The sequence below is a fragment of the Brevirhabdus pacifica genome, assembly GCF_002797755.1.
Lineage (GTDB): Bacteria > Pseudomonadota > Alphaproteobacteria > Rhodobacterales > Rhodobacteraceae > Brevirhabdus > Brevirhabdus pacifica.
In genome coordinates, this window is the sequence record NZ_PGFI01000012.1 from 222,794 (window position 1) to 244,643 (window position 21,850).

Consider the following 21,850-nt stretch of genomic DNA (forward strand, 5'->3'; position numbering starts at 1 on the left):
TTTCCCCACCCGCTCCAATTCCAGACAGGAGAGTCCGCGTGTTCCAGCAGTTCGAGGTCACTTCGACACCCGCCAACGGTCCGGCCCGGCTGGCCCGGCTTCAGGCGACGCTGGCCGACCAGGGGCTGGACGGCTTCCTTGTGCCCAAGGCCGACGCCCACCAGGGCGAATACGTCGCCCCCCGGGACGAGCGGCTGGCGTGGTTGACGGGCTTCACCGGCTCCGCGGGGTTCGCCATCGTGCTGCGCGACCGCGCGGGCGTCTTTGTAGACGGGCGCTACCGGCTTCAGGTCCGCGCTCAGGTGGCCCTGTCGCATTTCACCCCAGTCGACTGGCCCGAGGTGCAGCCCGCCGCCTGGCTGCGCGAAGCACTGCCCGAGGGCGGCACCATCGGTTTCGATCCCTGGCTCCACACGATGGGCGAGATCGCGCGGCTGAGGCAGGGGCTGGAAGGATCGGGCATCCTGCTGCGGGCGCTGGACGCCAACCCGATTGACGGTATGTGGGAGGATCAGCCCGCGCCCCCCGCCGCCGCCGCCCGCGCCCACCCCATCGAACTGGCGGGCCTGTCGCACGAGGAAAAGCGCGCCGATTGCGCCCGCGCCCTTTCGGACGGAGGCGCCCGCGCCGCCGTTCTGACCCAGCCCGACAGCATCGCCTGGCTGCTGAACATTCGCGGCGGTGACATCCCCCGCGTGCCGGTGATGCATGGCTTTGCCATCCTGCACCAGGATGGCGCGGTCGACCTCTTCGCGGCGCCGGCCAAGCTGGTGGGGCTGGAAGAGCATCTTGGCAAGCAGGTCCGCATTGCCCCGCCCGAGGATTTCGCGCCCGCCCTCAAGGCGCTTGAGGGGCCGGTCCGCCTTGATCCGGCCACCGCCCCCGTTGCCGTCGGAACCCTGCTTGAGGCCGCCGGCATCACCGTGGTCGAGGGGGCAGACCCCTGCGCCCTGCCCAAGGCGCGCAAGAACGCGGTCGAGCTTGAGGGCGCCCGCGCCGCCCACCAGCGCGACGGCGTCGCCATGGTCCGTTTCCTGGCCTGGCTGGACCGCAACACCCGCGAGGAGGCCGCCGCCCCGCTGACAGAGATCGACGTGATCCAACGGCTGGAGGGGTTTCGCGCCGAAAGCGGAGAACTGCGCGACATCTCGTTCGAGACCATCGCCGGCACCGGCCCCAACGGCGCCATCGTGCATTACCGGGTGACGACCGACAGCAACCGCCCCCTGGAACGCGACAACCTGCTTCTGGTCGACTCGGGCGGGCAATATGCCGACGGCACCACCGACATCACCCGCACCGTCGCCATCGGCCAGCCCTCGGGCGAACATCGGCGCCTTTTCACGCTGGTCCTCAAGGGGATGATAAACCTGTCGCGCGCGCGCTGGCCCGAGGGGCTGGCGGGGCGCGACCTCGATGCGCTGGCCCGCATCGCGCTGTGGCGCGCGGGCATGGATTACGGGCATGGCACCGGCCATGGCGTCGGCTCCTACCTGTCGGTGCACGAGGGGCCGCAGCGCCTGGCGCGCACCGGCGAGGTGGCCCTGGTCCCGGGCATGATCCTGTCGAACGAGCCGGGCTATTACCGCGAGGGGGCCTTCGGCATCCGTATCGAGAACCTGGTCGTGGTGCGTGCGGCGGGCCCTGTGCCCGGCGGCGACGCCCGGGCAATGCTGGAATTCGAGACGCTGACCCTGGCGCCGATCGACCGTGCCCTGGTCGATCCCGACCTGCTGGACACCGAGGAACGCGCCTGGCTTGACGCCTATCACGCCGAGGTGGCGCGCGTTCTGCTGCCCCGGCTGGACGAAAGCGACGCCGCCTGGCTGCGTGCCGCCACCGCGCCGATCTGACGCGGAAATGATCCTTTGACGCGGCCCGCTTAGTCGCTAGTCTGCGCCCTCTGGCTGAGAATTGAGGGAGCATCTGGCGCATGGAAAACGTGAGCGTTCACAAGGCATCCGGCAAATGGGTGGTTCGCGCCGGCGGCGCCGTGATCGGGGAAAGCAAGAATGCGCTGGAACTGGTCGAGGGCGACTATCCCCCCGTCATTTACTTCCCGCGCGAGGATATCGCGATGGCCTTCCTCGACCCGTCGGATACGCGCACGACCTGCCCCCGCAAGGGCGAGGCGAAGTATTTCTCGATCCAGACCAAAAGCGCGCTGATCAAGGACGCGGCCTGGTCCTACGAGGAGCCGCTGGACCAAGTGTCCCCGATCAAGGGGCATCTGGCCTTCTACAAGAGTGACAAGATCGCGGTCGAACAACTGTGACCGCGCGCGGCTGAAGCCTAGCCGTGCTCCTCGGCGGCGGTGGCCGCGAGGGCGCGGTTGTAGGCCTTCAGCGCATCGACCTGGAAAAGCGCGCCCCAAAGCTCGGGCGGGCTGTCCTCGCCCCCCAGGGTCACGACGGGGATGAACGTCAGGTTTGCCCTTTCGAACATCGGCATCGCTGCTTCCAGGGTCGAGTTGGCGTCGACATAGACCCCCTCCTCGACCAGGTCCCAGCAATCCTCCTCGGCGGCCGAACCGGCACCGCCCACGGGCCGCATCACCTTCGCGACGCTGAACATGGAGAGCAGATAGGCCTGGGGTCCGGCGGCCAGGTGAACATTGCGCCGCTCAAGCTGGGTCAGGAAGAAGGACCGGTCCACCGCCCGGCTTGCCAGCGCCGTCGAGGTCGAGACCGCCACCATCACCGCCAGACCCGTCTGCCAGTCGCCCGTCAGCTCGAACACGATCAGCGTGGTCGAGATGGGCGCGCCCAGAACCGCCGCCGCGACCGCCCCCATCCCCGCCAGCGCATAAAGCGTCTCGGATCCTGAAACGGCCGGGAAGATCCCCGTTGCCACCTGCCCGAAGGCCAACCCCGTCAGCGCCCCCAGCATCAGCGAGGGCGAGAAGATGCCGCCGCCCATCCGTCCGCCCATGGTGATCGCGACCGCAGCCACCTTGAGGACGGCGAAAACCACGGCCTCCTGAAACAGGAACCGGCCCGTCAGCGCCGCCGAGGTCGTTTCGTATCCGACGCCGATGATCCGGGGAAAGCCGATCGCCATCAGGCCCAGCAAGGCGCCCGCCACCGCCGGGCGGATCCAGTTGGGAAGGCCCGTCACCTCCTGGATCCGGTCGCCCGTCGCATCGGCCCAGAAGATCGAGCGCATGAGCACGACCGCCAGCAAGCCGCAGACCAGCCCGAGGATCAGGAAGGCCGGAAGCTCGACGTAGAATTCCAGCGCCGTGGCGGTCGACAGGGTGAATTCAGTCACGTCGCCGAAGGCCAGGCGGTTGACCACCGTGCCCGCGACCGAGGCGATGACAATGGGGGCGAAGGCATGCACGGCAAAGTGGCGCAGCACCACTTCCAGCGCGAAAAGCGCCCCCGCGATCGGCGCGTTGAACGAGGCCGAGACCGCGGCCGCCACCGCGCACCCCATCAGGTCGCGCCCGGTGATCCCGTCGGCGCGGATGCGGTCCGACACCCAGGACGAGATGACGCCGGCGATATGCACCACCGGCCCCTCGCGCCCCGTGGAGCCGCCCGAGGAGAGGGTCAGCAGCGACGCCAGCGCCGAGGCGATCCCCGCCTTGCCCCGCAGCCGGCCGTCGTACATGGCCGCCCCTTCGATCACGTCGGCCACGCCCTGCACCCGCCCGGTGTTCGAGAAAAAGCGCATCATCAGCCCGACGGTCAGCCCGCCCAGGATCGGCACGATCAGCACCAGCCACCAGGGCAAGGTGCCGGCGGCGGCGGCCCGTTCGACATCCTGGACCCGGTAGAACAAGCTTTGCAGGAACGAGATGCCGTGCCGGAACCCCACGGCGACGGCCCCGCCGACGATGCCGATCAGCAGCGCGATGAACCAGAACTGCATGCGGCCCGGCCCGTGACACCGCATCAGCGTCCAGCCGTCGCGCAGGTTCTGCGCCACATCCTCGATTGCGGTAAGAAGGGCATTGCGACCGAAATCTGCCAAGCGCCGGCCCTCCGTCCTGCCGGAGGAAAATTCCCGAACCCGGGCGCCCCGGTCCGCCCTGGCCGACTGTGACCCGCCCGGGCGCGTGGCCGCGCCCCGGGTCGCAGTCGAAGCTTTAGAACATGGGCGCCCGGGCCGAAAGAGGCACGGCGCACAAGGAGTTCAGATCGCAGGATAAATGTCACGCAAACCGGGGCCGCGCGCCAAGGGCCTGCCAGCGATGGTCCGGTGAGGGTTAATGGCGCCGGTTCAGGCCCGCAAGAGGGCGCGCGCCGCGTCGCGGGCCGCCTCGGTCACGGTGTCGCCGGCCAGCATCCGCGCGATCTCGTCGACCCGCGTTTCGGGGGCCAGCGGCACGACGGTCGAGGTCGTGACCTCGTCCGCGACGGTCTTTTCGACCCGCCAATGATGCGCCCCCAGCGCCGCCACCTGGGGCGAATGGGTGACAACCAGCACCTGCGCGTCCTGCGACAGCGCCGCCAGGCGGCGGCCCACCGCGTCGGCGGTGGCCCCGCCGACCCCGCGGTCGATCTCGTCGAAGATCATCGTCAGGCCAGAGACACCCGTGGTCAGGCAGACCTTCAGCGCCAAGAGAAAACGGCTGAGTTCCCCGCCCGAGGCGATGCGGTTCAGCGGCCCGGCGGGGGCGCCCGGGTTTGTCGCGACCGAGAATGTCACCAGATCGCGCCCCTCGGGACCGGGCTCATCCTCGGTAATCTCGGTGGCGAAAAGCGCGCGCTCCATCTTCAGCGGCGCCAACTCGGCGGCCATGGCGGCGTCCAGCGTCGCGGCAGCGCTGCGCCGGGCCTTTCCCAGGGTCGCGGCGGCGGCGTCGTAGGCCTGGCGCGCCTCGTCCAGCGCGGCGCGCAGTCGCTCCAGGTCCGCGCCGCCCGCATCGAGGGCGGCCAGGCGCTGGCGCAGGGTTTCGGCGAAATCGCCAAGCTGATCGGGGGTCACGTCATGCTTGCGGGCCAGGCCGCGCAGGGCGAAAAGGCGTTCCTCCACCCGCTCAAGCTCCTGATCGTCGAACGAAAGATCACGCAGGGCGTCCTTGACCCCCTGCTGCGCCTCGCCCAGCTCTGCCAGAAGTCGGCCAAGCGCCTCGATCGGTGCGTCGAGGGTCATGGCGGGATCCCCCGCCCCCTCTGCCCCATCATCAGCCGAGGCGTCGGGGCCGCCATCGGCGCCCTTGTCGGCGCTGGCCGCCGCGCGGGATTGGGCCCCCTCCAGCCAGCGCAGCGCGTCCAGAACCACCGTCTCGACCCCGTCCGAACCCAGCGCATGGTGGGCACGCACGACATCCTCGCGGATGCGGCCGGCGGCCTGCATCCGGCGGCGGGCGGTGTCGAGCTCGGCATCCTCGCCCGGCTGCGGGTCCAGCTTGTCCAGCTCCTCGACCGCGTGGCGCAGGTAATCCTCTTCCTGGCGCAGGGCGGCGATGGCCTTCTCGGCAGCCTCCAGCGCCTCGCGCGCGCTGGCCAGGCCGCGCCACGCCTTGCGGGTGGCGCCGACCATCTCTTCAAGATCGCCGAACTGGTCCAGCAGGCGGCGGTGCCCGCGCGGGTTCAGCAGGCCACGGTCGTCATGCTGACCATGAAGCTCGACCAGCGTTTCCGACAGGCGGCGCAGGACCTCGCCGCTGGTGCGGCGGTCGTTGACCCAGGCGGTCTTGCGCCCGTCGCGCCCGTTGACCCGGCGCAGGATCAACTCGGGCTCCTCGTCGGGCAGGCCCGCCTCAGCCAGGATTTCCCGGGCGGCATGGCCCGGCGGCAGGTCAAAGACTGCCACCACCTCGCCCTGCTGGGCACCCTGACGGACCAGCTCGGCCCTGCCCCGCCAGCCCAGCACGAAGCCCAGGCAATCCAGCAGGATCGACTTGCCGGCGCCGGTCTCGCCGGTCAGCACGTTCAGCCCTGGCTGAAACGCAAGTTCCAGCCGGTCGATGATAAGCATGTCGTGGATGTCGAGGCTGCGCAGCATCGATCGGGTTTCCGTCCCTTTGCCTAAGGCAGGATCAGAGCCATTCGCCCCGGACCACCTGCCGGTAGATCGCGGACAGCCAGTTGTCACCGATGGACTGGGGCTTCAGTCCCCGCCCGGTCAGCAGGCGATAGCTATCCTCGTACCATTCGGTGGACTTGAAGTTGTGGCCCAGGATGGCGCCGGCGGTCTGCGCCTCGGCATCCAGCCCCAGCGACAGGTAGGCCTCGACCAGGCGGTGCAGCGCCTCGGCGGTCTGGGTCGTTGTCTGGAACTCCTCGACCACCACGCGGAAGCGGTTGATGGCGGCGGCGTAGTGGCCACGCTTGAGGTAGTAGCGACCGATCTCCATCTCCTTGGCGGCGAGATGGTCGAAGGCCAGGTCGAATTTCAGGATGGCCGAGCGGGCATATTCGCTGTCGGGATAACGCTCGATCACCGTGCGCAGGGCCTGGAGGGCCTGGAAGGTCAGCCCCTGGTCGCGCCCGACCTCGTCGATCTGGTCATAATAGCTGAGCGCCAGGAGGTACTGGGCATAGGCCGCGTCCTCGTCGGCGGGATAGAACTCGATATAGCGCTGCGCCGAGGCGCGGCTGTTCTCGTAGTCCTTGTCCTGATGATAGGCGAAGGCCTGCATGATGATCGCGCGCTTGGCCAGCTCGGAATAGGGATACAGCCGCTCGACCTCGGCGAAGGTGGTGGCCGCGCGGTCGGGCTCGGACGAGGAAAGCTGGAACTCTGCCTTCTCGAACAGGGCTTCGGGCGTCAGCGCCTCATCGCTCGCCTCGGGGGCCGTGGCAAAGAGATCGCCCAGACCCAGGCCGCCGCTGTCGCCACAGCCGGCAAGCGCCAGGACCGAGACAAGAGTGACAGCCGAAGAAACCCGCCTGACCAGAGCCATATGCTGCAAACCTCACCCACGATTGCGCCGAACCCATTGGCCCGCTTTGCTGAGAATTTCCTAACACAGAAAAACGGGGGGCAAAACGCCTTTGGGGCGGTTTATGCCGTGGCCCGATCGGTTAGGCAACAGCCGCCAGATCGGCCGGGCGGATGTTGCAGCCCGGCAGGCGGTCGGCCGCCTCGGCATCGCATTCAACCAGCTCCCACGCACCGCGATCGGCCATGAGCGCCCGCAGCAGCGCGTTGGTCAGCGAATGACCAGCCCGGTCGCCTTCATAAAGGCCCAGGATCGGCGCGCCGGCCAGCATCAGGTCGCCCAGGGCATCCAGCATCTTGTGGCGCACGGCCTCGTCGGCATGGCGCAGGCCGCCGGGCGAAAGGACCTTCTCGCCGTCGACGACAACGGCATTGGAATAGGTGCCACCCAGGGCAAGCCCCTGCTCCTGCATGGCCTCGACATCGGCCTGGCGGCAGAAGGTGCGGCTGTCAGCCAGTTCGCGCAGGAAGGCGCCGTTGGACATTTTCAGGGTCTTGGACTGCTGGCCGATGGCCGCGTCGGGGAAGGAAATGTCGAAACGGATGGTCAGCGTGTCGGCGGGCGACAGGCGGGCGCATGCGCCACCGCGCGCAACCTCGACGGGGCGCAGGATGCGGATCGCGCGAATGGGGGCTTCAAGCGTGGTCAGCCCGGCCTTGAGAATGGCGGCGGCGAAGGGACGCGCGCTGCCGTCCAGGATCGGAACCTCGGGGCCGTCAACCTCGACCAGGGCGTTGTGCACGCCACAGCCCGCCAGGGCGGCCATCACATGTTCGACCGTCGAGACGCTGGCGCCGGCGGCATTGACCAGACGAGTGCAAAGCGGCGACTGCTCGGCCAGGTGCCACAGGGCCGGGATGGTCGCGGCGTCGGACGCGTCCGTGTCGGACGCACCGGCGATCAGGTCACGGCGCAGGAAGGTAATGCCCGCATCGGCCGCGGCCGGGCGGATGACCAGACGGACAGGCTTGCCGGAATGCAGGCCTGTACCGACAAAGGCGATGCTGGTCTTGAGCGTGGTTTGCACGAAAGGTCCCCCGGGGCGCGACGAAAGCGGACACGCGGGTCCGCCCTGAGGCTAATAAGGCCATCGGAGGGGGCAATCTCAACTCAATCTTTGCAACGGTTTGTAACATCATCGGCGGATTTGGGCAGGATTTCTGACCCGTCCGCCCAACCCGTTGAAATCAGGCTGGAAAAAGGGCGCACCCTGCAAGGCGCGCCCTTTGGATTGTCAACCGGCGAACGCGGTTGCGAGGTCAGTTCGCCTGTCGACGGAGGAAAGCCGGGATCTCGATCTTCTCTTGCTCGTCATCCATCTCCGCATGCCGCTGGGCGGGCTGCTGCGCGTGCTGGGGGCGCAGACGCTCGGGCTCGTGCCGGGGTTCTTCCTCGGCGCTGCCGGTCATCCGGTTGATGAGGTTGTTGATGCCGAAGCGCGGACGCTCCCCATGCTCGGGGCGTGCTTCCTGGCGACCCAGTGCCTCGACCCGGGCCCGTTCCTCGTTGGGCTTGGGCATGCGGCTGACGGCGGCCTTCAGGCGGGCCATCGCCTCGGGCGAGGGCTGACCGGCGGCGCGGGCGCGCGGCGCCACGAACTCGGCGGCGTCCTCGAAATGCTGGACCGGCTCGGGCTGTGCCTCGGGCTCGTCACGGTAGACGGGTTCGGGCAGGTCGTCGTCGGCAAAGCTCTGGTGGTCCGAGAAGAAGTCGTCGGCGGGCGCGGCCTCCTCCTGGTCCTGGAAGAGCGAGGGCTCTTCCATGTGCTCGGGCTCGGCGCGGGCCACGGCCGCGGCGGCAGCGCCACCCGAGGACATGGCAACTGGGGCCGGGGTCTGGACCGGAGCGGCGGCGGCGGGCGCAGGCTCGGCCTGCAGCGGCTTGGCCAGGCTGCGGCGCGGGACCGGAACCTCGAGGTGCATGTCGGACGCGTCGATGCCGGTGGCGACGACCGAGACGCGCATCTTGCCTTCCATCTCGGTGTCGAGGGTCGAGCCGACGATGATGTTGGCGTCGGGATCCACCTCTTCGCGGATGCGGTTGGCGGCTTCGTCCAGCTCGAACAGGGTCAGGTCGTGGCCGCCGGTGATGTTGATCAGAACACCCTTGGCGCCGCGCAGGCTGATCTCGTCCAGCAACGGGTTGGCGATGGCCTTTTCGGCGGCCTGGACGGCGCGATCTTCGCCATCGGCCTCGCCGGTGCCCATCATGGCCTTGCCCATCTCGTCCATGACGGCGCGGACGTCGGCGAAGTCGAGGTTGATGAGGCCCGGACGGACCATCAGGTCGGTCACGCCCTTGACGCCCTGGTAGAGCACGTCGTCGGCCAGGCTGAACGCCTCGGTGAAGGTGGTCTTTTCATTGGCGAGGCGGAACAGGTTCTGGTTCGGAATGATGATCAGCGTGTCCACGACCTTCTGCAGGGCCTCGACGCCCTCCTCGGCCTGGCGCATCCGCTTGCCACCCTCGAACTGGAAGGGCTTGGTCACGACGCCGACGGTCAGAACGCCCAGCTCACGGGCGGCCTGCGCGATGATCGGCGCGGCGCCGGTGCCGGTGCCCCCGCCCATGCCGGCGGTGATGAAACACATGTGCGCACCGGCCAGGTGATCGACGATCTCCTCGATGCTCTCCTCGGCGGCGGCGGCGCCGACTGCCGGACGGGCGCCTGCACCCAGACCTTCGGTGACCTTGACGCCCATCTGCACGCGGCTCGTCGCCTGCGCCTGCTGCAGTGCCTGGGCATCGGTGTTGGCGACAACGAATTCGACGCCGTCCAGCTGCTTCTCGATCATGTTGTTGACCGCGTTGCCGCCGGCACCCCCGACCCCGAATACGGTGATGCGTGGCTTCAGTTCGTTCTGGTCGGGCATCATCAAATTCAATGTCATTGTCAGTCCGCCTGTATTTTTGATCCGCGTGTCATTGCACGCCTTTTCCCTCACTTAATGCGCGATCCTACCGGGAAAGCGCAGACTCGTCACGGAAAAAACGACGAATCGCCACAAAATATGGCCTTAAACCCATGTCCTTCCGGCGGTATTTTGCCGGCGGACCCAAATCTGGTGTCTACCAGTTGTCCTTGAACCATTTCATCGCTCTCCTGATCGACCTGGCCGGGTATCCCTCGGCCGGAATGTCGAAATCCCACCACTCGTCCTGGGGACGCGTGGCGAAGAGGCACAGCCCCACAGCCGAGGCGAATGCAGGCCCTGTCGCAGCCTGTGGCAGGCCCTGGACGCGCAGCGGGCGACCCAGGCGCACCTGCTGGCCCAGGATGCGGCTGGCAAGCCCCTCGAGGCCCGGGATCTGACTGCCGCCGCCGGTCAGGACGATCTGCTGGCTGGGCAGGTGCTCGAACCCCGCGGCGTCCAGGCGCTCGCGCACCTCTTCCAGGATCTCCTCGATCCGGGGGCGCATGATGCCGATGACCTCGGCGCGGCTGACGGCGCGGCGGTCGTGATCCCAATCGCCGGTATCGCCGCCGATCTCGATCATGTCGCGGTCGTCCATGCCGGTGGCCATGGCGCCACCATGCACGGTCTTGATCCGCTCGGCCGCGGCCATCGAGACCTGAAGCCCCTTGGAGATGTCGGTGGTCACGTGCTCGCCGCCCATGCGCACGGCGTCGGCGTAGATCATGTGTTTCTTGAGGAAGACCGAGATGCCGGTCGCCCCGCCCCCCAGATCGATGCAGGCGCCGCCCAGCTCCTGCTCGTCCTCGACCATGGCCGCGATGCCGCTGGAATAGGCCGACGAGGCGATGCCGGCCAGTTCCAGATCGCAGCGTTTGACGCAGTGGATCAGGTTCTGGATGGCCGAGCGGTCGACGGTCAGCATGTGCATGTCCACCGCGAGGCGGTGACCGATCATGCCGCGCGGGTCCGACAGGCCCGCCCGGTGATCGAGGGCGAAGTTCACGGGCTGCGCGTGCAGCACCTCGCGCCCCTCGCCGTAGTCGGGCACGTCACAGACCGACATGACCCGCCCGATGTCGGGCTCGGTCACGGTGGTGTCCTGAAGCTCGATCGCGCCCGAAAGGCCGTAGGAGCGCGGCTCTGCCCCCGAGAAACAGGCGATGACGTGATCGACCCGCACGTTGGCCATCTTCTGGGCGCCCTGCACGGCGGTGCGGATGGCGCGCTCGGTCTCCTGCATGGCGTCGATCTCGCCGAAGCGCACCCCGCGCGAGCGGGTGGTGGCGGCGCCGATGACCCGGAAGCTCGATTGCCCGGCCATGGAGCTGACGCCATCGTCGGCGCGGAAACGCTCGGGGCCGTCAAACCGCAGGATCAGGCAGGCCACCTTCCAGGTGCCCACGTCCAGAATGGCCACGACACCACGCTGCATTGCCGCCTGGCGCATGTTCCGCATCGCACGTTGAGAGCGATAAAGGTCGGTCATCCGCGGTTTTCTCCCAGTTCGATATTCTTCATCCGCCGCATTTCCTCGACGGCGTGTTCTGTCAGCCGGATCGTTGGCCGCTTGCCGTGGCGCATGTCGACGGCCACGATGTCCCGGCTGAGAAGTTCGCGCGCCTGGTGCAGGGCCAGGACCCGCTCCAGCGCCAGTTCGGGCTGTGTCTCGGGCAGCAGGATGCGCTGATCCCCGGTCAGAACCAGGTCCCAGCGCCGTTCGCCCATGCGCACCAGCCCGCGCACACGCTCACCCAGCACCGAAGCGCTTTCCAGCAGACGCAGCGCCTCGGCGACGGCGCGGTCGGCGCCCTCGCCGCTGATGATGGGCAGGTCGGTGGAAAAGCGATGGGTGGTGATCGGGGCGACCCGGTGGCCGGCGACATCCAGAAGCTCGACCGCGTCGCGGCTGCGCCAGACGACGACGGGCACCCGTTCGGTCACGGCGATGTCGAGGATGCCGCCCGAGCGCACCCGAAGCTGCGCGTCCAGAACGGCGTCCAGGCCCAGCACGGTCTGGCGCATCTCCTCGAGATCGAGGTCGAAGGAGCTGACGGGGAAATCGAGGGGAAGGATTTCGCGGATGTCCTGGGCCACCTCGTCCGAGGCACCATCGAGGGTCAGCAGGTTGACCATGAACTCGGGCCGCTCTTCGACCGAGCGGCGGATGTCGGTGACCTTCTGGGTCAGCATATCGACCCGGGCCTCGTCGCTGACGAAGATCGCCGCCGCCCCCACCACCAGGAAGGCCGGAACGCCCGTGCGCAGCAGCGAGCGGAACATCGGTGTCAGCCAGAGACGTTGCAGCCGGTAGGCCACGCGCGACGGGGCGGGGTCGCGCTTGATGGCCGATTTGCGATCCAGGATCAGCGGTTGCACGAAGCGTCCTCCACCATCCAGCGAACCAGTTCGGGAAACGAAATGCCAAGGTGCGCGGCCTGCTCGGGCACGAGCGAGGTGGGCGTCATCCCCGGCTGGGTGTTGGTTTCCAGAAGGAACAGCCCCGCCAGCCCCCGTTCGGGGTCCCAGCGGAAATCGGTGCGGCTGACGCCCCGGCAGCCCAGGCATTCATGGGCGCGCAGGGCATAATCCAGGCAGGCCTGGGTGATCTCGGGCGGCAGATCGGCAGGCACCTCATGGCGCGAGCCGCCGGCGACGTATTTGGCGTCGTAATCGTACCAGCCGTCGGTCAGGATCTCGGTCACGGCAAGGGCGCGGTCGCCCATCACCGTGGTCGTCAGCTCCCGCCCCGGCACGAAGGTTTCGACCATCAGCCGCTCGGGCATCTCGGCGTTGAGGCGGGGCGGTGCGTCGCTTTCCTCCATGATCAGGAAAACACCGACCGAAGAGCCCTCGGCGACGGGTTTGACCACGTAGGGCGGCGGCAGCACGTGGCCGGCCTCGATCTCGTCCCGCCCGGCGATGCGGCTTTGGGCAACTGGCAGGCCGGCGGCCTCGTAGGCCTCCTTGGCCTTGATCTTGTCCATGGCCAGGGCCGAGGAAAGCACGCCCGAATGGGTATAGGGGATGCGCAGCCATTCCAGCACGCCCTGCACGCAGCCGTCTTCGCCCCAACGGCCATGCAGCGCGTTGAAAACGACGTCGGGCTTGGCGGCGCGCAACTGCTCCACCAGGTCGGGACCGGCGTCGATTACCTCGACCCGGTATCCGGCCTCTTTCAGAGCCTTGGCGCACTCGCGTCCCGACGAAAGCGACACGTCGCGTTCGGCCGAGGAGCCGCCCATCACTACCGCCACTGTGGGGCTTGTCCTGCTCGACATAACCCGCCTTCTATGCGTTCTGGGCCTTTGAAACGGCCCTTCTATTGATTTTTTCCCGGGTGCCTGTCCCGGAGGGGTCACTGCTGACCGGGGCTTCTATTGCCCCGGTTTCGGGTCGGTGGGTTCTCCCACTCTCATGATTTCCCACTGTAGCGTGAGGCCCGAGTTTTGGAAAACCTTTTTTCGCACCTCCTCGCCCAGACCCTCCAGGTCCGCCGCGGTGGCGTCGCCCGTGTTGACCAGAAAATTGGGATGCATTTCAGACATCTGCGCCCCGCCCAGCCGCGCACCGCGCATACCGGCGTCATCGATCACCTTCCACGCCTTCAGCTCGTGGCTGTCGTCGGCGCGCCCCGTGGAGCTGAAACCAGCGGGATTGCGGAAGGTCGAGCCTGCGGTGCGGTCCTTGGTGGGTTGTGTCGCGTCGCGCTTGGCCAGCTGGTCGGTCATCCGCTGCTCCAAAACCTCAGGCTCACCGGAGGGGCCTTCGAAGGTGGCGTCGACCAGTACCCAGCCCTCGGGCAGTTCGGTCTGACGGTAGGCGAAATTCAGCTCATCGGCGGTCAGCGTGACCAGCTCGCCCGCCCGGGTCACGGCCCGGGCCGAGACGAAGACATCCGCCACGTAAGATCCGTAGCAGCCCGCGTTCATCCGCACCGCCCCGCCGATGGCACCGGGAATGGTGCGCAGAAAGGTCAGGTCGACGCCGGCGGCGGCAGCCTTGCGCGCCACGTGGGCGTCCAGGGCGGCGACACCCGCGGTGACGCGGCTCCCCTCGATCTCGATCCCGTTGAAGCCGCGCCCCATGCGGATCACCACGGCCCGCAACCCGCCGTCGCGCACAATCAGGTTGGAGCCCACGCCCATGGGAAACACCTGAACATTCTCGGGCAGGTCCCGCAGGAACGCACGCAGATCGTCGAGGTCGGCGGGCTGGAAGAACCAGTCGGCCGGCCCCCCGACCCGCAGCCAGGTCAAGTCGGCCAGGGGGCGGTCGGCGGTCAGGTTGCCGCGCACCTCGGGCATGGCGGGGGCGGTTGTCCCCTTCGTCGCCGCCTTGCCGGCCCCGCTCATCGGGCCAGCCCCGCGCGGCGCAGGGCATAGCGCAGCGGCCAGCGCAGGATCGAGGCCGCGGCCAGCGTCAGGATCAGAACACCCCAGGGTCCGTTCTGCACCCACATCAGCACCAGCAGCGGCGCGCCCGTGGCCATCAGCACGTAGGCCAGCGGCCAGTGGTTGCGCCGGGAAGGCATCATCGCCAGCACGTTGGCGGCGATCGCCCAAAGACAGGCAAGCACGATCGAGAGCATCACGAAGGGTCCTTTCGCATCTTGGTCCGGCCCGGGGCCGGGGAGGTCGGATGGCCGCCGGCCGGAACGGTCCTAGCAGCCAATTCCGGCGGAAGCGAGACAGGGCGGCCCCGCGCCCGCCGCCAGAAATAGCGTATCGGGTTGCGATACATGGAAGCGACGGCAAAGCCGAAAGCAAGTCCCGCCACCCATCCCAGCCCCGAGACCAGGGCGGCAAGCAGCACCGGCGCGGTCAGTAGAAGGGCGATGCCGGGAAGGTACTGTCGGCGCATCGGCAGCATCGCCACTGCCGCCGAGGCCAGCACCCAAAGGCTTGCGAAGGTGATCAGCCAGGGCGTCACGGGGACGGGTGCGCGGCGTTATCCGCCGCCCCCCGCTGATCCCCGCGCCGCGCCCGGTCGGCCAAGCTCAGGCCGCCTTTTCCAGGCGCTGGGGCAGGCCGTTGGCCCAGGCGCTGATGGTGCCCGCACCAAGGCAGACGACCATGTCACCCGGACGGGCCTGTTCACGCACCAGGCGTTCCAGGTCATCCTCGCTCAGCAACGCACGAGCGTGGCGGTGACCGTGGCGGATCAGCCCGGCGACCAGATCGTCGCGCCCTGCCCCCTCGATCGGATCCTCGCCGGCGGCAAAGACCTCGGCGATGGCGACCACGTCGGCATCATGGAAACAGCTGCAGAAATCCTCGAACAGGGAATGCAGGCGCGAGTAGCGGTGCGGCTGGTGGACGGCAATGACGCGCCCCTCGCAAGCCTGACGGGCGGCCTTCAGCACGGCCGCGATCTCAACCGGGTGGTGGCCGTAATCGTCGATGATGGCAACGCCGTCGACCTCGCCCACGCGGGTGAAGCGGCGGTTGACGCCCTTGAACCCGGCAAGAGCTGCGCGGATCTCGTCGGCGGTCATGCCCAGATGGCGCGAGACGGCAACGGCGGCCAGCGCGTTCGAGACGTTGTGGTCGCCGGGCATCGGCAGGGTGCAGCCCTCGATCACCTCGTCCTCATATTGCAGGGCGATGTCGAAATGCGCGACGCCCGCCTCGTAGGTCAGGTTGACCGCGCGCACGTCGGCCTGGGCGTTGAAGCCGAAGGTCCGCACCCGGCGGTCGGTGATGCGGCCCACAAGGCTGCGCACCTCGGGGTGGTCGGTGCAGCAGACAGCCAGACCGTAGAACGGGATGTTCGAGACGAAATCGGTGAAGCCCTGACGCAGGCGGTCGAAATCGCCCCAATGCTCCATATGCTCGGGGTCGATGTTGGTGACGATGGCGATGGTGGCGGGCAGCCGGTTGAAGGTGCCATCGCTTTCATCGGCCTCGACCACCATCCATTCGCCCTGCCCCATCCGCGCGTTCGAGCCATAGGCATGGATGATGCCGCCGTTGATGACCGTGGGGTCGACCCCGCCCGCGTCCAGCAGCGTGGCGACCATCGTCGTGGTGGTGGTCTTGCCATGGGTGCCGGCGACAGCGATGTTGGATTTCAGGCGCATCAGCTCGGCCAGCATCTCGGCGCGGCGAACGACGGGCAGGCCCTGGGCGCGGGCCTCGTCCAGCTCGGGGTTGCCGGGTTTGATCGCCGACGAGATCACGACCACGGCCGCGTTCTGAAGGTTCTCGGCTTTCTGGCCTTCGAAGATGACGGCTCCCAGGCCTTCCAGCCGCTCGGTGATCTTGCTGCCCTTCAGGTCAGAGCCCTGGACCGAATAGCCGTGGTTCAACAGCACCTCGGCGATGCCGGACATGCCGATCCCGCCTATGCCCACGAAATGGATCGGTCCCAGTTGCGTGGGCAGCTTGGTGGCAGCGTTCATTCGTTCTTCCCTTTGTTGGACAGGGTCTCGACCATCTCGACCAGACGCTCTGTGGCGTCGGGCCGGCCCAGTTTGGATGCCTCTTGCGACATCTTCAACGCGGCTGTGGGATCGGAGAGTATGGCCGTGACATGTCCGGCCAACGCGGGCGGAGTGGTTTCGGTTTCCGACAAAACGACGGCGGCGCCGGATTCTCCCAGCGCGCGGGCGTTGGCGCTTTGCTCGTCGCGGATGGCGGCGGCCAGCGGGATCAGGATCGAGGGACGCCCGATGACAGAGATATCGGCGACCGAGCTGGCCCCCGCGCGCGAGATGATGAGCTGTGCCTCGGTGAAGCGGCGCGGCACGTCGTCGAAGAAGGGCGCCACCTCGGCATCGATCCCCAACTCGCGGTAACGCCCGGCAACGCGGTCCATGTCCTCGGCCCGGGCCTGGTGGGCGACGCGCAGGTTGGCGCGCAGGGCCTCGGGCACCTGGCCCAAGGCGTCGGGCACCACGTCCGACAGGATGCGCGCGCCCTGGCTGCCGCCGATCACCACCACGCTCAGCGGGTAGTCGCCCGGCGGGATATAGGCCGCGCCGGCGCGTTCCAGCACCGCCGCCCGAACCGGGTTGCCGGTATAGACCCCCTCGACCCCGTCGGGCAGGGTCGTGGGCCATGTGCCGCAGGCGATGGCGTCGACCTTGCGGGCGAAGACCTGATTGACCCGGCCCAGAACGCCGTTCTGTTCATGGAACATGCGCGGCAGGCGCATCAGCCATGCGGCCGCCATCGCCGGAAACGCCGGGTAGCCGCCAAAACCCACCACCACCGAGGGCCGGTCGCGGCGCATCGCGGCCATGGCCGACATCACACCCGCGCCCAGGCGCAGCGGCACGCCCGCCTTGGCCAGGATGCCGCCCCGCGCGAAGGTCGCGGCGGGCACCTGTTCGATCTGGACGGCCTGCGGAAATCCGCCGGTATAGCGCGCGCCGCGCGCATCGGTGGAGAGTTTGACCCGCCACCCCCTCTCGAGAAGGGCTTCGGCCAGGGCCTGGGCGGGGAACATGTGGCCGCCGGTTCCCCCGGCGGCGATGACGATAAGCTTCTGTTCGGCGGGCATATTACCTTCCACGGGTCAGCAGGATGTCCCCAAGCTCGCCCTGCGGGCGGCTGCGGGTCAAAGCCAGCAGCATACCGACCGCCAACCCGCCTGCAATCAACGAGGAGCCGCCGTAGCTGACGAAGGGCAGCGTCATGCCCTTGGCGGGCAGGATACGCACCGCCACCCCGAGATTGATGAAGGCCTGAAGCCCGAAAAGTGTCGCCAGCCCCGTGCCCGCCAGCCGCGTGAAGGGATCACGCTCGCGCATCAGGCGCACCAGCGAACGGACCGTAATGACCAGGTAGAGAAAGACGATGAAGAGCACCATGATGAGGCCGTATTCCTCGGCCGCGACCGCGATGATGAAATCGGTGTGCGCATCGGGCAGCGACCATTTCACAGACCCCTCGCCGACGCCGACCCCGAAGAAGCCCCCCTCCTGAATGGCGTTGGTGGCGTAACCGATCTGGGTGCGCGGATCGACATCGGGCGACAGGAAGCCATCGATGCGGCGGGCGAAATGCTCGGACCCGTTATAGGCGAAAGTGCCGGCCAGCGCGACGAGCCCGGCCAGACCCGACAGCAGCACGATCGAGGCGCCGCCGACGAAATACATGACACCCCAGGCCGCGAGAATCAGGCTGGCCTGGCCGAAGTCGGGCTGCAGCGCCAGGAACGAGACGACGATGATCGCCACGGCAAAGCTGAAGGTTCGCCCCGGAGGACCGTTGATTTCCTGCCCTGCGGCGATCAGCCACGCGGTCAGGATAACGAAGCCCGGCTTGAGGAATTCCGACGGCTGAACCGAGGCGAAGCCCAGCGAATACCACCGCGTCGCGCCCTTGCCGAAGTCGGTCCCGAAGAAGGGCAGAAGCGCCAGCGCCGCGAAGGCCGCGAGAAAGCCGATCACGCCCACCCGGCGCACCATGGCCGGCGGCATCATGGAGGCCAGCAGGATCGCCACCATCGCCAGGCCGCTGAAAAACGCCTGTCGGGTCACGTAATGAAAGGGATCAAGGCCGTTTCGCGACGCCAGCGGCGGCGAGGAGGCCAAGCCAAGCAGCAAGCCCGCGCCCATCAGGACCAGGATGCACGTCAGCGACCAGCGGTCGATCGTGCGCCACCAACGGGGGATAACGGGTTCGCCGGACTGCACGGGAACCGTGCCGAAAGCCATCTCTGTCATAATTTATCGCCTGCACTGCCACTGTTGCCCGTTTGCCCGGGTCTGGAAAAAACTGTAGCGTATTTTTGCCTCAGCCGCCAGCGAAACAGCCCGCGCGCCCCAAGAAAGATTGCATCCTCCGACTGGACAGGGAAACGGCGGCGGCACATCATCCGACGATGATTTTTCAGCCTCGGCATCCCCTTGCGCGCCTTTCCGGCGCGCTGTTCGCGACGGGCGGACTCCTGGCCTGGGCCTGCCTTGCGCAAGCCCAGCAGCGGATGTCCGAGGTCCCCCGCCCCGAAGAGGGCGTCTTCGCGAACAGCCCGGCCTTTCCCTATACCGGCCCCTACACCGGGCTGCACATGGTCTATGACCTGCCGCCGGGCACGGTTTTGATGGGCAGCGGCGTGCGCCACCCGGCCGAGGCGGCGCGCGAGGCCCGCGTGCCGGGGATCGACCAATCGCCGGTCGGCGACACCGCCCAGGTGCGCGGCGACGCGGGCGACGCGGCCCGGACCCAGCCGCCGGTGCCGCTTCAGCTTGGGGTGCTGGCGCCGCGCGGGGCCGAGGCGACGCTGAGCCGCTGGCACCAGACGGCGATCTACCTGGAACGGCGCCTCGGCCGCCCCGTTGAGCTGACGGCGCTGTCGCTGGACGGTCTGCGCTCCGCGCTCGAGGCCGAGCGGCTGGATCTGGTTCTGACCAACCCCGGTCATTTCGTCGACCTCGAAGGGCCCTATCGCCTGGCCCCCATGGCCACCCTGGCCACCGACCGCCCCGGGCGTCCGGCCACCGGCAACCGCTTCGGTTCGGTCATCTTCACCCGCGCGACCGACGATGCCCCCCGCTCCCTGAGCGATCTGAAGGGGCGCACGATGGCCGCGGTCTCGCCCTCGGCCTTCGGGGGCTATCTGATCGCCTATCATACCCTGCGGCGCAACGGGATCGACCCCGAGCGCGACCTCGAGAACATCGTCTACATGGGCTTTCCCCAAAGCGGGATCGTGCACGCGGTGATCGACGGCGAGGTCGACGCGGGAACCGTGCGCACCGGCATCATCGAGGACATGGTCGCCAGCGGCCAGATCGCCGGCGACGAGATCCGCCTGCTCAACGCCCTGCGCATCCCGGGTTTCGATCCCATGGTCTCGACCATGCTTTTCCCCGAATGGGGGATCGGCGCGGCCCCCCGCCTCGACCCCGAGACGCGCAAGCGGGTGACCGTCGCCCTGCTGGAGTTGCCGCTGCATCACCGCGCCGCGGTGGCCGGCAATTACGGCGGATGGCACACGCCGATGCCCGACAGCCTGGTGCGCGAGGTGCTGGCCGAACGCCACCAACCCGCCCCCGCCCGGCCCTGGCGGATCCCGGCGCTGGTGAGCTTGCTGGCATTCCTGCTGGTGCTTGCGGGCGTGGCGGCGGTCCTGCTGCGCCACCGCTTGGCCCGGTCCGCCGGCGCGTCCCTGGATCACCACGCCACCGCCCCCCGGGCCGCCCCCTTCCCGGCCGAACACGCCTCGCCCCCCGAGGCGGACCCCGAACCGCCGGCCGAGGCGATCCCCGCCCCACAGCTCACCCGGCGCGAGGCTCAGGTGCTTGCCATGGTGCGCCAGGGCCTGACCACCAAGCAGATCGCAAGGCGCCTCGGGATCAGCCCCAAAACCGTGGAATTCCATCGTGGACATCTGATCCGGAAGTACGATGTGCGCAATTCGGTCGAATTGGCGGCAAAAGCGGCAGACGCGTAACTTATTACTTTACATACGTTAATTACGATAAACCTAGGGTATACACTGGCACTCCCAAGGCTTTGCCCCGGCTGGCGAGTTCCGACAGCGGCTGGCTAGGGTGATCCCGAGGCGGCCCCGACCGGGACCGCACGACATCTGAAACGGGAGGAACGAAGATGTTCAGCAAAATCAAGATGGCAATCGCCGCACTCGCAGTCGCCCTGGTCTCGATCGGCGGCGCAACCAGCGCCGATGCCGCCCCGAGCGAGCGTTACGGCAAGCAGAAGGTCGTCTACCACATCAACTACAATGGTGGTGAAGAGGACAAGAAGTGGCGCGGTGCCATGCGCAACATCCAGAACCACATCAACGCCGTCGGCGCCGAGAACATGGAGATCAAGGTCGTCCTGCACGGCAATGGCGTCAACATGCTCAAGTCCGCCAAGCAGAACCAGTCGCTGCAGATGGACATCACCAACCTGAAGGCCCAGTCGGTCGCCTTCAACGTCTGCAACAACACCCTCGTCGGCCGCAAGATCAGCTACGAGAACGACCTCTTCGAAGTGTTCGAGGATGACATCGTTCCCTCCGGCGTGGCCGAGCTGTCGCACCTTCAGCAGCAGGGCTTCACCTACATCAAGCCCTGATCGGATCAGGCAGGTCAGAGCAGTGACACGGGCGCCCCACCGGGGCGCCCATTTTCGTTTCGGAGAGTGTGTGACGCCCGGTCCGCACAGAGGGGGCAGCGCCCCTTGCCCCACAAGACGTTCCGCATCTGCGACAGGCCACACCCGAGGGTGTGGCCTGCCTGCATCGATTGCGAGGGACCGGGGGCAGTTGAGCCAGGGTGACGGCCTCCGGACCCAGCCGAGGGTCAGGCCGGATCGACCGGCCTCACTTCAGCCCGGTGACGGTCAGCTTGCCCTTGACCCGGTCGGCGACGAACTCGATCTTCTGGCCTTCGGAGAGCCGGGCGAAAATGGTGGCGTCGGGGACCTCGAACACCATCGTCATCGCCGGCATGTCGAGGGTCACGAGTTCTTCGTGGATGATCGTCACCTTCGACTTGGCCTTGTCCAGTTTCTTCACCGTGCCCTTGGTAAAGACCGCGGCCGGGACCGCCGCAGCGGCTTGAGCTTGAGCTTGGGCTTGGGCTGGCGCGGGCGCGCTGACGGTGATCGGTCCGCGCATCCCGGCCTCGGCATGGCCGGGGATCAGGCAGGCGAACTCGAAGGTTCCGGCGGTCTCGAAGGTCCAGACGATTTCGCCTTCGGCGCCGGGTTCGAGCCTCAGCGCGTGGGGGTCTTCGTGCTCCATCTCGGGGAACCGGGCCATCAGCGCGCCGTGCTCGGCGTTCTTTGCGGGGGTGTCGAGCACGATCTCGTGGGGCATCTCGCCCGCGTTGCGCACCTTCAGGCGCAGTGTCTCGCCCTGGGCGATTTCCAGCGCGGCCGGCTCATAGGCCATGCCGCCATCGGTTTCGATCATCGTGATCTCGACCTCTCGGGTGACCTGCTGGGCGGTGCCGGGGCGGCCCATGGCGTGGCCCTCGGCGTGGCCGTGATCGCCGGAGCCGGCGGCGAAAGCCGCGCCGGCGGTTATTACGAGGGCCATGGCCATCATCAGGTATTTCATGTCGCGTTCCTTTTTC

At 67.9% G+C, this 21,850-nt stretch carries 19 protein-coding genes; 4 read left to right on the plus strand and 15 right to left on the minus strand.

Annotation, left to right across the window (positions count from 1 at the left end):
• The first annotated feature begins 38 nt into the window (after positions 1 to 38).
• Positions 39 to 1,853 (plus strand): aminopeptidase P family protein, encoded by a 1,815-nt coding sequence (locus tag CLV77_RS10560; protein WP_076980590.1) that lies wholly within the window; start codon positions 39 to 41, stop codon positions 1,851 to 1,853.
• Between the two features lie 80 nt (positions 1,854 to 1,933).
• Positions 1,934 to 2,275 (plus strand): DUF427 domain-containing protein, encoded by a 342-nt coding sequence (locus CLV77_RS10565; RefSeq protein ID WP_076980589.1) that lies wholly within the window; start codon positions 1,934 to 1,936, stop codon positions 2,273 to 2,275.
• Positions 2,276 to 2,292: 17 nt separating this feature from the next.
• Here the strand turns inward: CLV77_RS10565 and CLV77_RS10570 are convergent, their stop codons facing one another.
• The 14 genes from CLV77_RS10570 to CLV77_RS10635 all read right to left on the minus strand — a co-directional run bounded on the left by CLV77_RS10570 (position 2,293) and on the right by CLV77_RS10635 (position 18,487).
• The gene (locus tag CLV77_RS10570) at positions 2,293 to 3,900 is read right to left on the minus strand and encodes a chloride channel protein (protein WP_083707938.1); all 1,608 of its coding nucleotides are present in this window, start codon (positions 3,898 to 3,900) and stop codon (positions 2,293 to 2,295) included.
• Positions 3,901 to 4,227: 327 nt separating this feature from the next.
• On the minus strand, positions 4,228 to 5,958 hold the full coding sequence (recN, locus tag CLV77_RS10575; RefSeq protein ID WP_076980588.1) for a DNA repair protein RecN: 1,731 nt from the start codon (positions 5,956 to 5,958) through the stop codon (positions 4,228 to 4,230).
• Positions 5,959 to 5,992: 34 nt separating this feature from the next.
• Positions 5,993 to 6,859: an outer membrane protein assembly factor BamD gene (locus CLV77_RS10580; protein ID WP_076980587.1), complete on the minus strand. Its 867-nt coding sequence runs from the start codon at positions 6,857 to 6,859 to the stop codon at positions 5,993 to 5,995.
• Between the two features lie 121 nt (positions 6,860 to 6,980).
• Complete coding sequence (lpxC, locus tag CLV77_RS10585) at positions 6,981 to 7,925, minus strand: UDP-3-O-acyl-N-acetylglucosamine deacetylase (RefSeq protein ID WP_076980586.1); 945 nt, start codon at positions 7,923 to 7,925, stop codon at positions 6,981 to 6,983.
• Positions 7,926 to 8,157: 232 nt separating this feature from the next.
• Positions 8,158 to 9,789 (minus strand): cell division protein FtsZ, encoded by a 1,632-nt coding sequence (gene ftsZ / locus CLV77_RS10590; protein WP_076980585.1) that lies wholly within the window; start codon positions 9,787 to 9,789, stop codon positions 8,158 to 8,160.
• Between the two features lie 178 nt (positions 9,790 to 9,967).
• Positions 9,968 to 11,302: a cell division protein FtsA gene (ftsA, locus tag CLV77_RS10595; protein ID WP_076980584.1), complete on the minus strand. Its 1,335-nt coding sequence runs from the start codon at positions 11,300 to 11,302 to the stop codon at positions 9,968 to 9,970.
• Entirely contained in the window at positions 11,299 to 12,192 is an 894-nt protein-coding gene (locus CLV77_RS10600) for a cell division protein FtsQ/DivIB (protein ID WP_076980583.1), read from the minus strand. Before CLV77_RS10600 ends, ftsA begins: the two co-directional genes overlap by 4 nt.
• Entirely contained in the window at positions 12,180 to 13,094 is a 915-nt protein-coding gene (locus tag CLV77_RS10605) for a D-alanine--D-alanine ligase (RefSeq protein WP_197685745.1), read from the minus strand. The genes CLV77_RS10600 and CLV77_RS10605 overlap by 13 nt, the downstream gene beginning before the upstream one ends.
• Positions 13,095 to 13,190: 96 nt before the next feature.
• Entirely contained in the window at positions 13,191 to 14,168 is a 978-nt protein-coding gene (gene murB, locus CLV77_RS10610) for a UDP-N-acetylmuramate dehydrogenase (protein ID WP_233128006.1), read from the minus strand.
• Positions 14,165 to 14,404: a DUF2484 family protein gene (locus CLV77_RS10615; protein WP_321174933.1), complete on the minus strand. Its 240-nt coding sequence runs from the start codon at positions 14,402 to 14,404 to the stop codon at positions 14,165 to 14,167. Before CLV77_RS10615 ends, murB begins: the two co-directional genes overlap by 4 nt.
• Positions 14,404 to 14,745 (minus strand): DUF2484 family protein, encoded by a 342-nt coding sequence (locus CLV77_RS16745; RefSeq protein ID WP_076980580.1) that lies wholly within the window; start codon positions 14,743 to 14,745, stop codon positions 14,404 to 14,406. Before CLV77_RS16745 ends, CLV77_RS10615 begins: the two co-directional genes overlap by 1 nt.
• Before the next feature lie 67 nt (positions 14,746 to 14,812).
• Positions 14,813 to 16,216 (minus strand): UDP-N-acetylmuramate--L-alanine ligase, encoded by a 1,404-nt coding sequence (murC, locus tag CLV77_RS10625; protein ID WP_076980579.1) that lies wholly within the window; start codon positions 16,214 to 16,216, stop codon positions 14,813 to 14,815.
• A complete protein-coding gene (gene murG / locus CLV77_RS10630) occupies positions 16,213 to 17,319 on the minus strand; it encodes an undecaprenyldiphospho-muramoylpentapeptide beta-N-acetylglucosaminyltransferase (RefSeq protein WP_076980578.1) in 1,107 nt (368 codons plus the stop codon). The genes murC and murG overlap by 4 nt, the downstream gene beginning before the upstream one ends.
• Position 17,320: 1 nt before the next feature.
• Positions 17,321 to 18,487, minus strand: coding sequence for a peptidoglycan glycosyltransferase FtsW (locus tag CLV77_RS10635; RefSeq protein WP_076980577.1), 1,167 nt, complete (start codon positions 18,485 to 18,487; stop codon positions 17,321 to 17,323).
• A gap of 158 nt (positions 18,488 to 18,645) precedes the next feature.
• On the opposite strand from CLV77_RS10635, the gene CLV77_RS10640 reads away from it, so the two are divergent.
• Both CLV77_RS10640 and CLV77_RS10645 read left to right on the plus strand, forming a co-directional pair.
• Entirely contained in the window at positions 18,646 to 20,217 is a 1,572-nt protein-coding gene (locus CLV77_RS10640; protein ID WP_076980576.1) for a PhnD/SsuA/transferrin family substrate-binding protein, read from the plus strand.
• Between the two features lie 158 nt (positions 20,218 to 20,375).
• Positions 20,376 to 20,846, plus strand: a complete 471-nt coding sequence (locus CLV77_RS10645; protein WP_083707839.1) for a DsrE family protein — start codon at positions 20,376 to 20,378, stop codon at positions 20,844 to 20,846.
• A gap of 247 nt (positions 20,847 to 21,093) precedes the next feature.
• Here the strand turns inward: CLV77_RS10645 and CLV77_RS10650 are convergent, their stop codons facing one another.
• The gene (locus CLV77_RS10650) at positions 21,094 to 21,834 is read right to left on the minus strand and encodes a copper-binding protein (RefSeq protein ID WP_076980575.1); all 741 of its coding nucleotides are present in this window, start codon (positions 21,832 to 21,834) and stop codon (positions 21,094 to 21,096) included.
• Positions 21,835 to 21,850 lie beyond the last annotated feature (16 nt).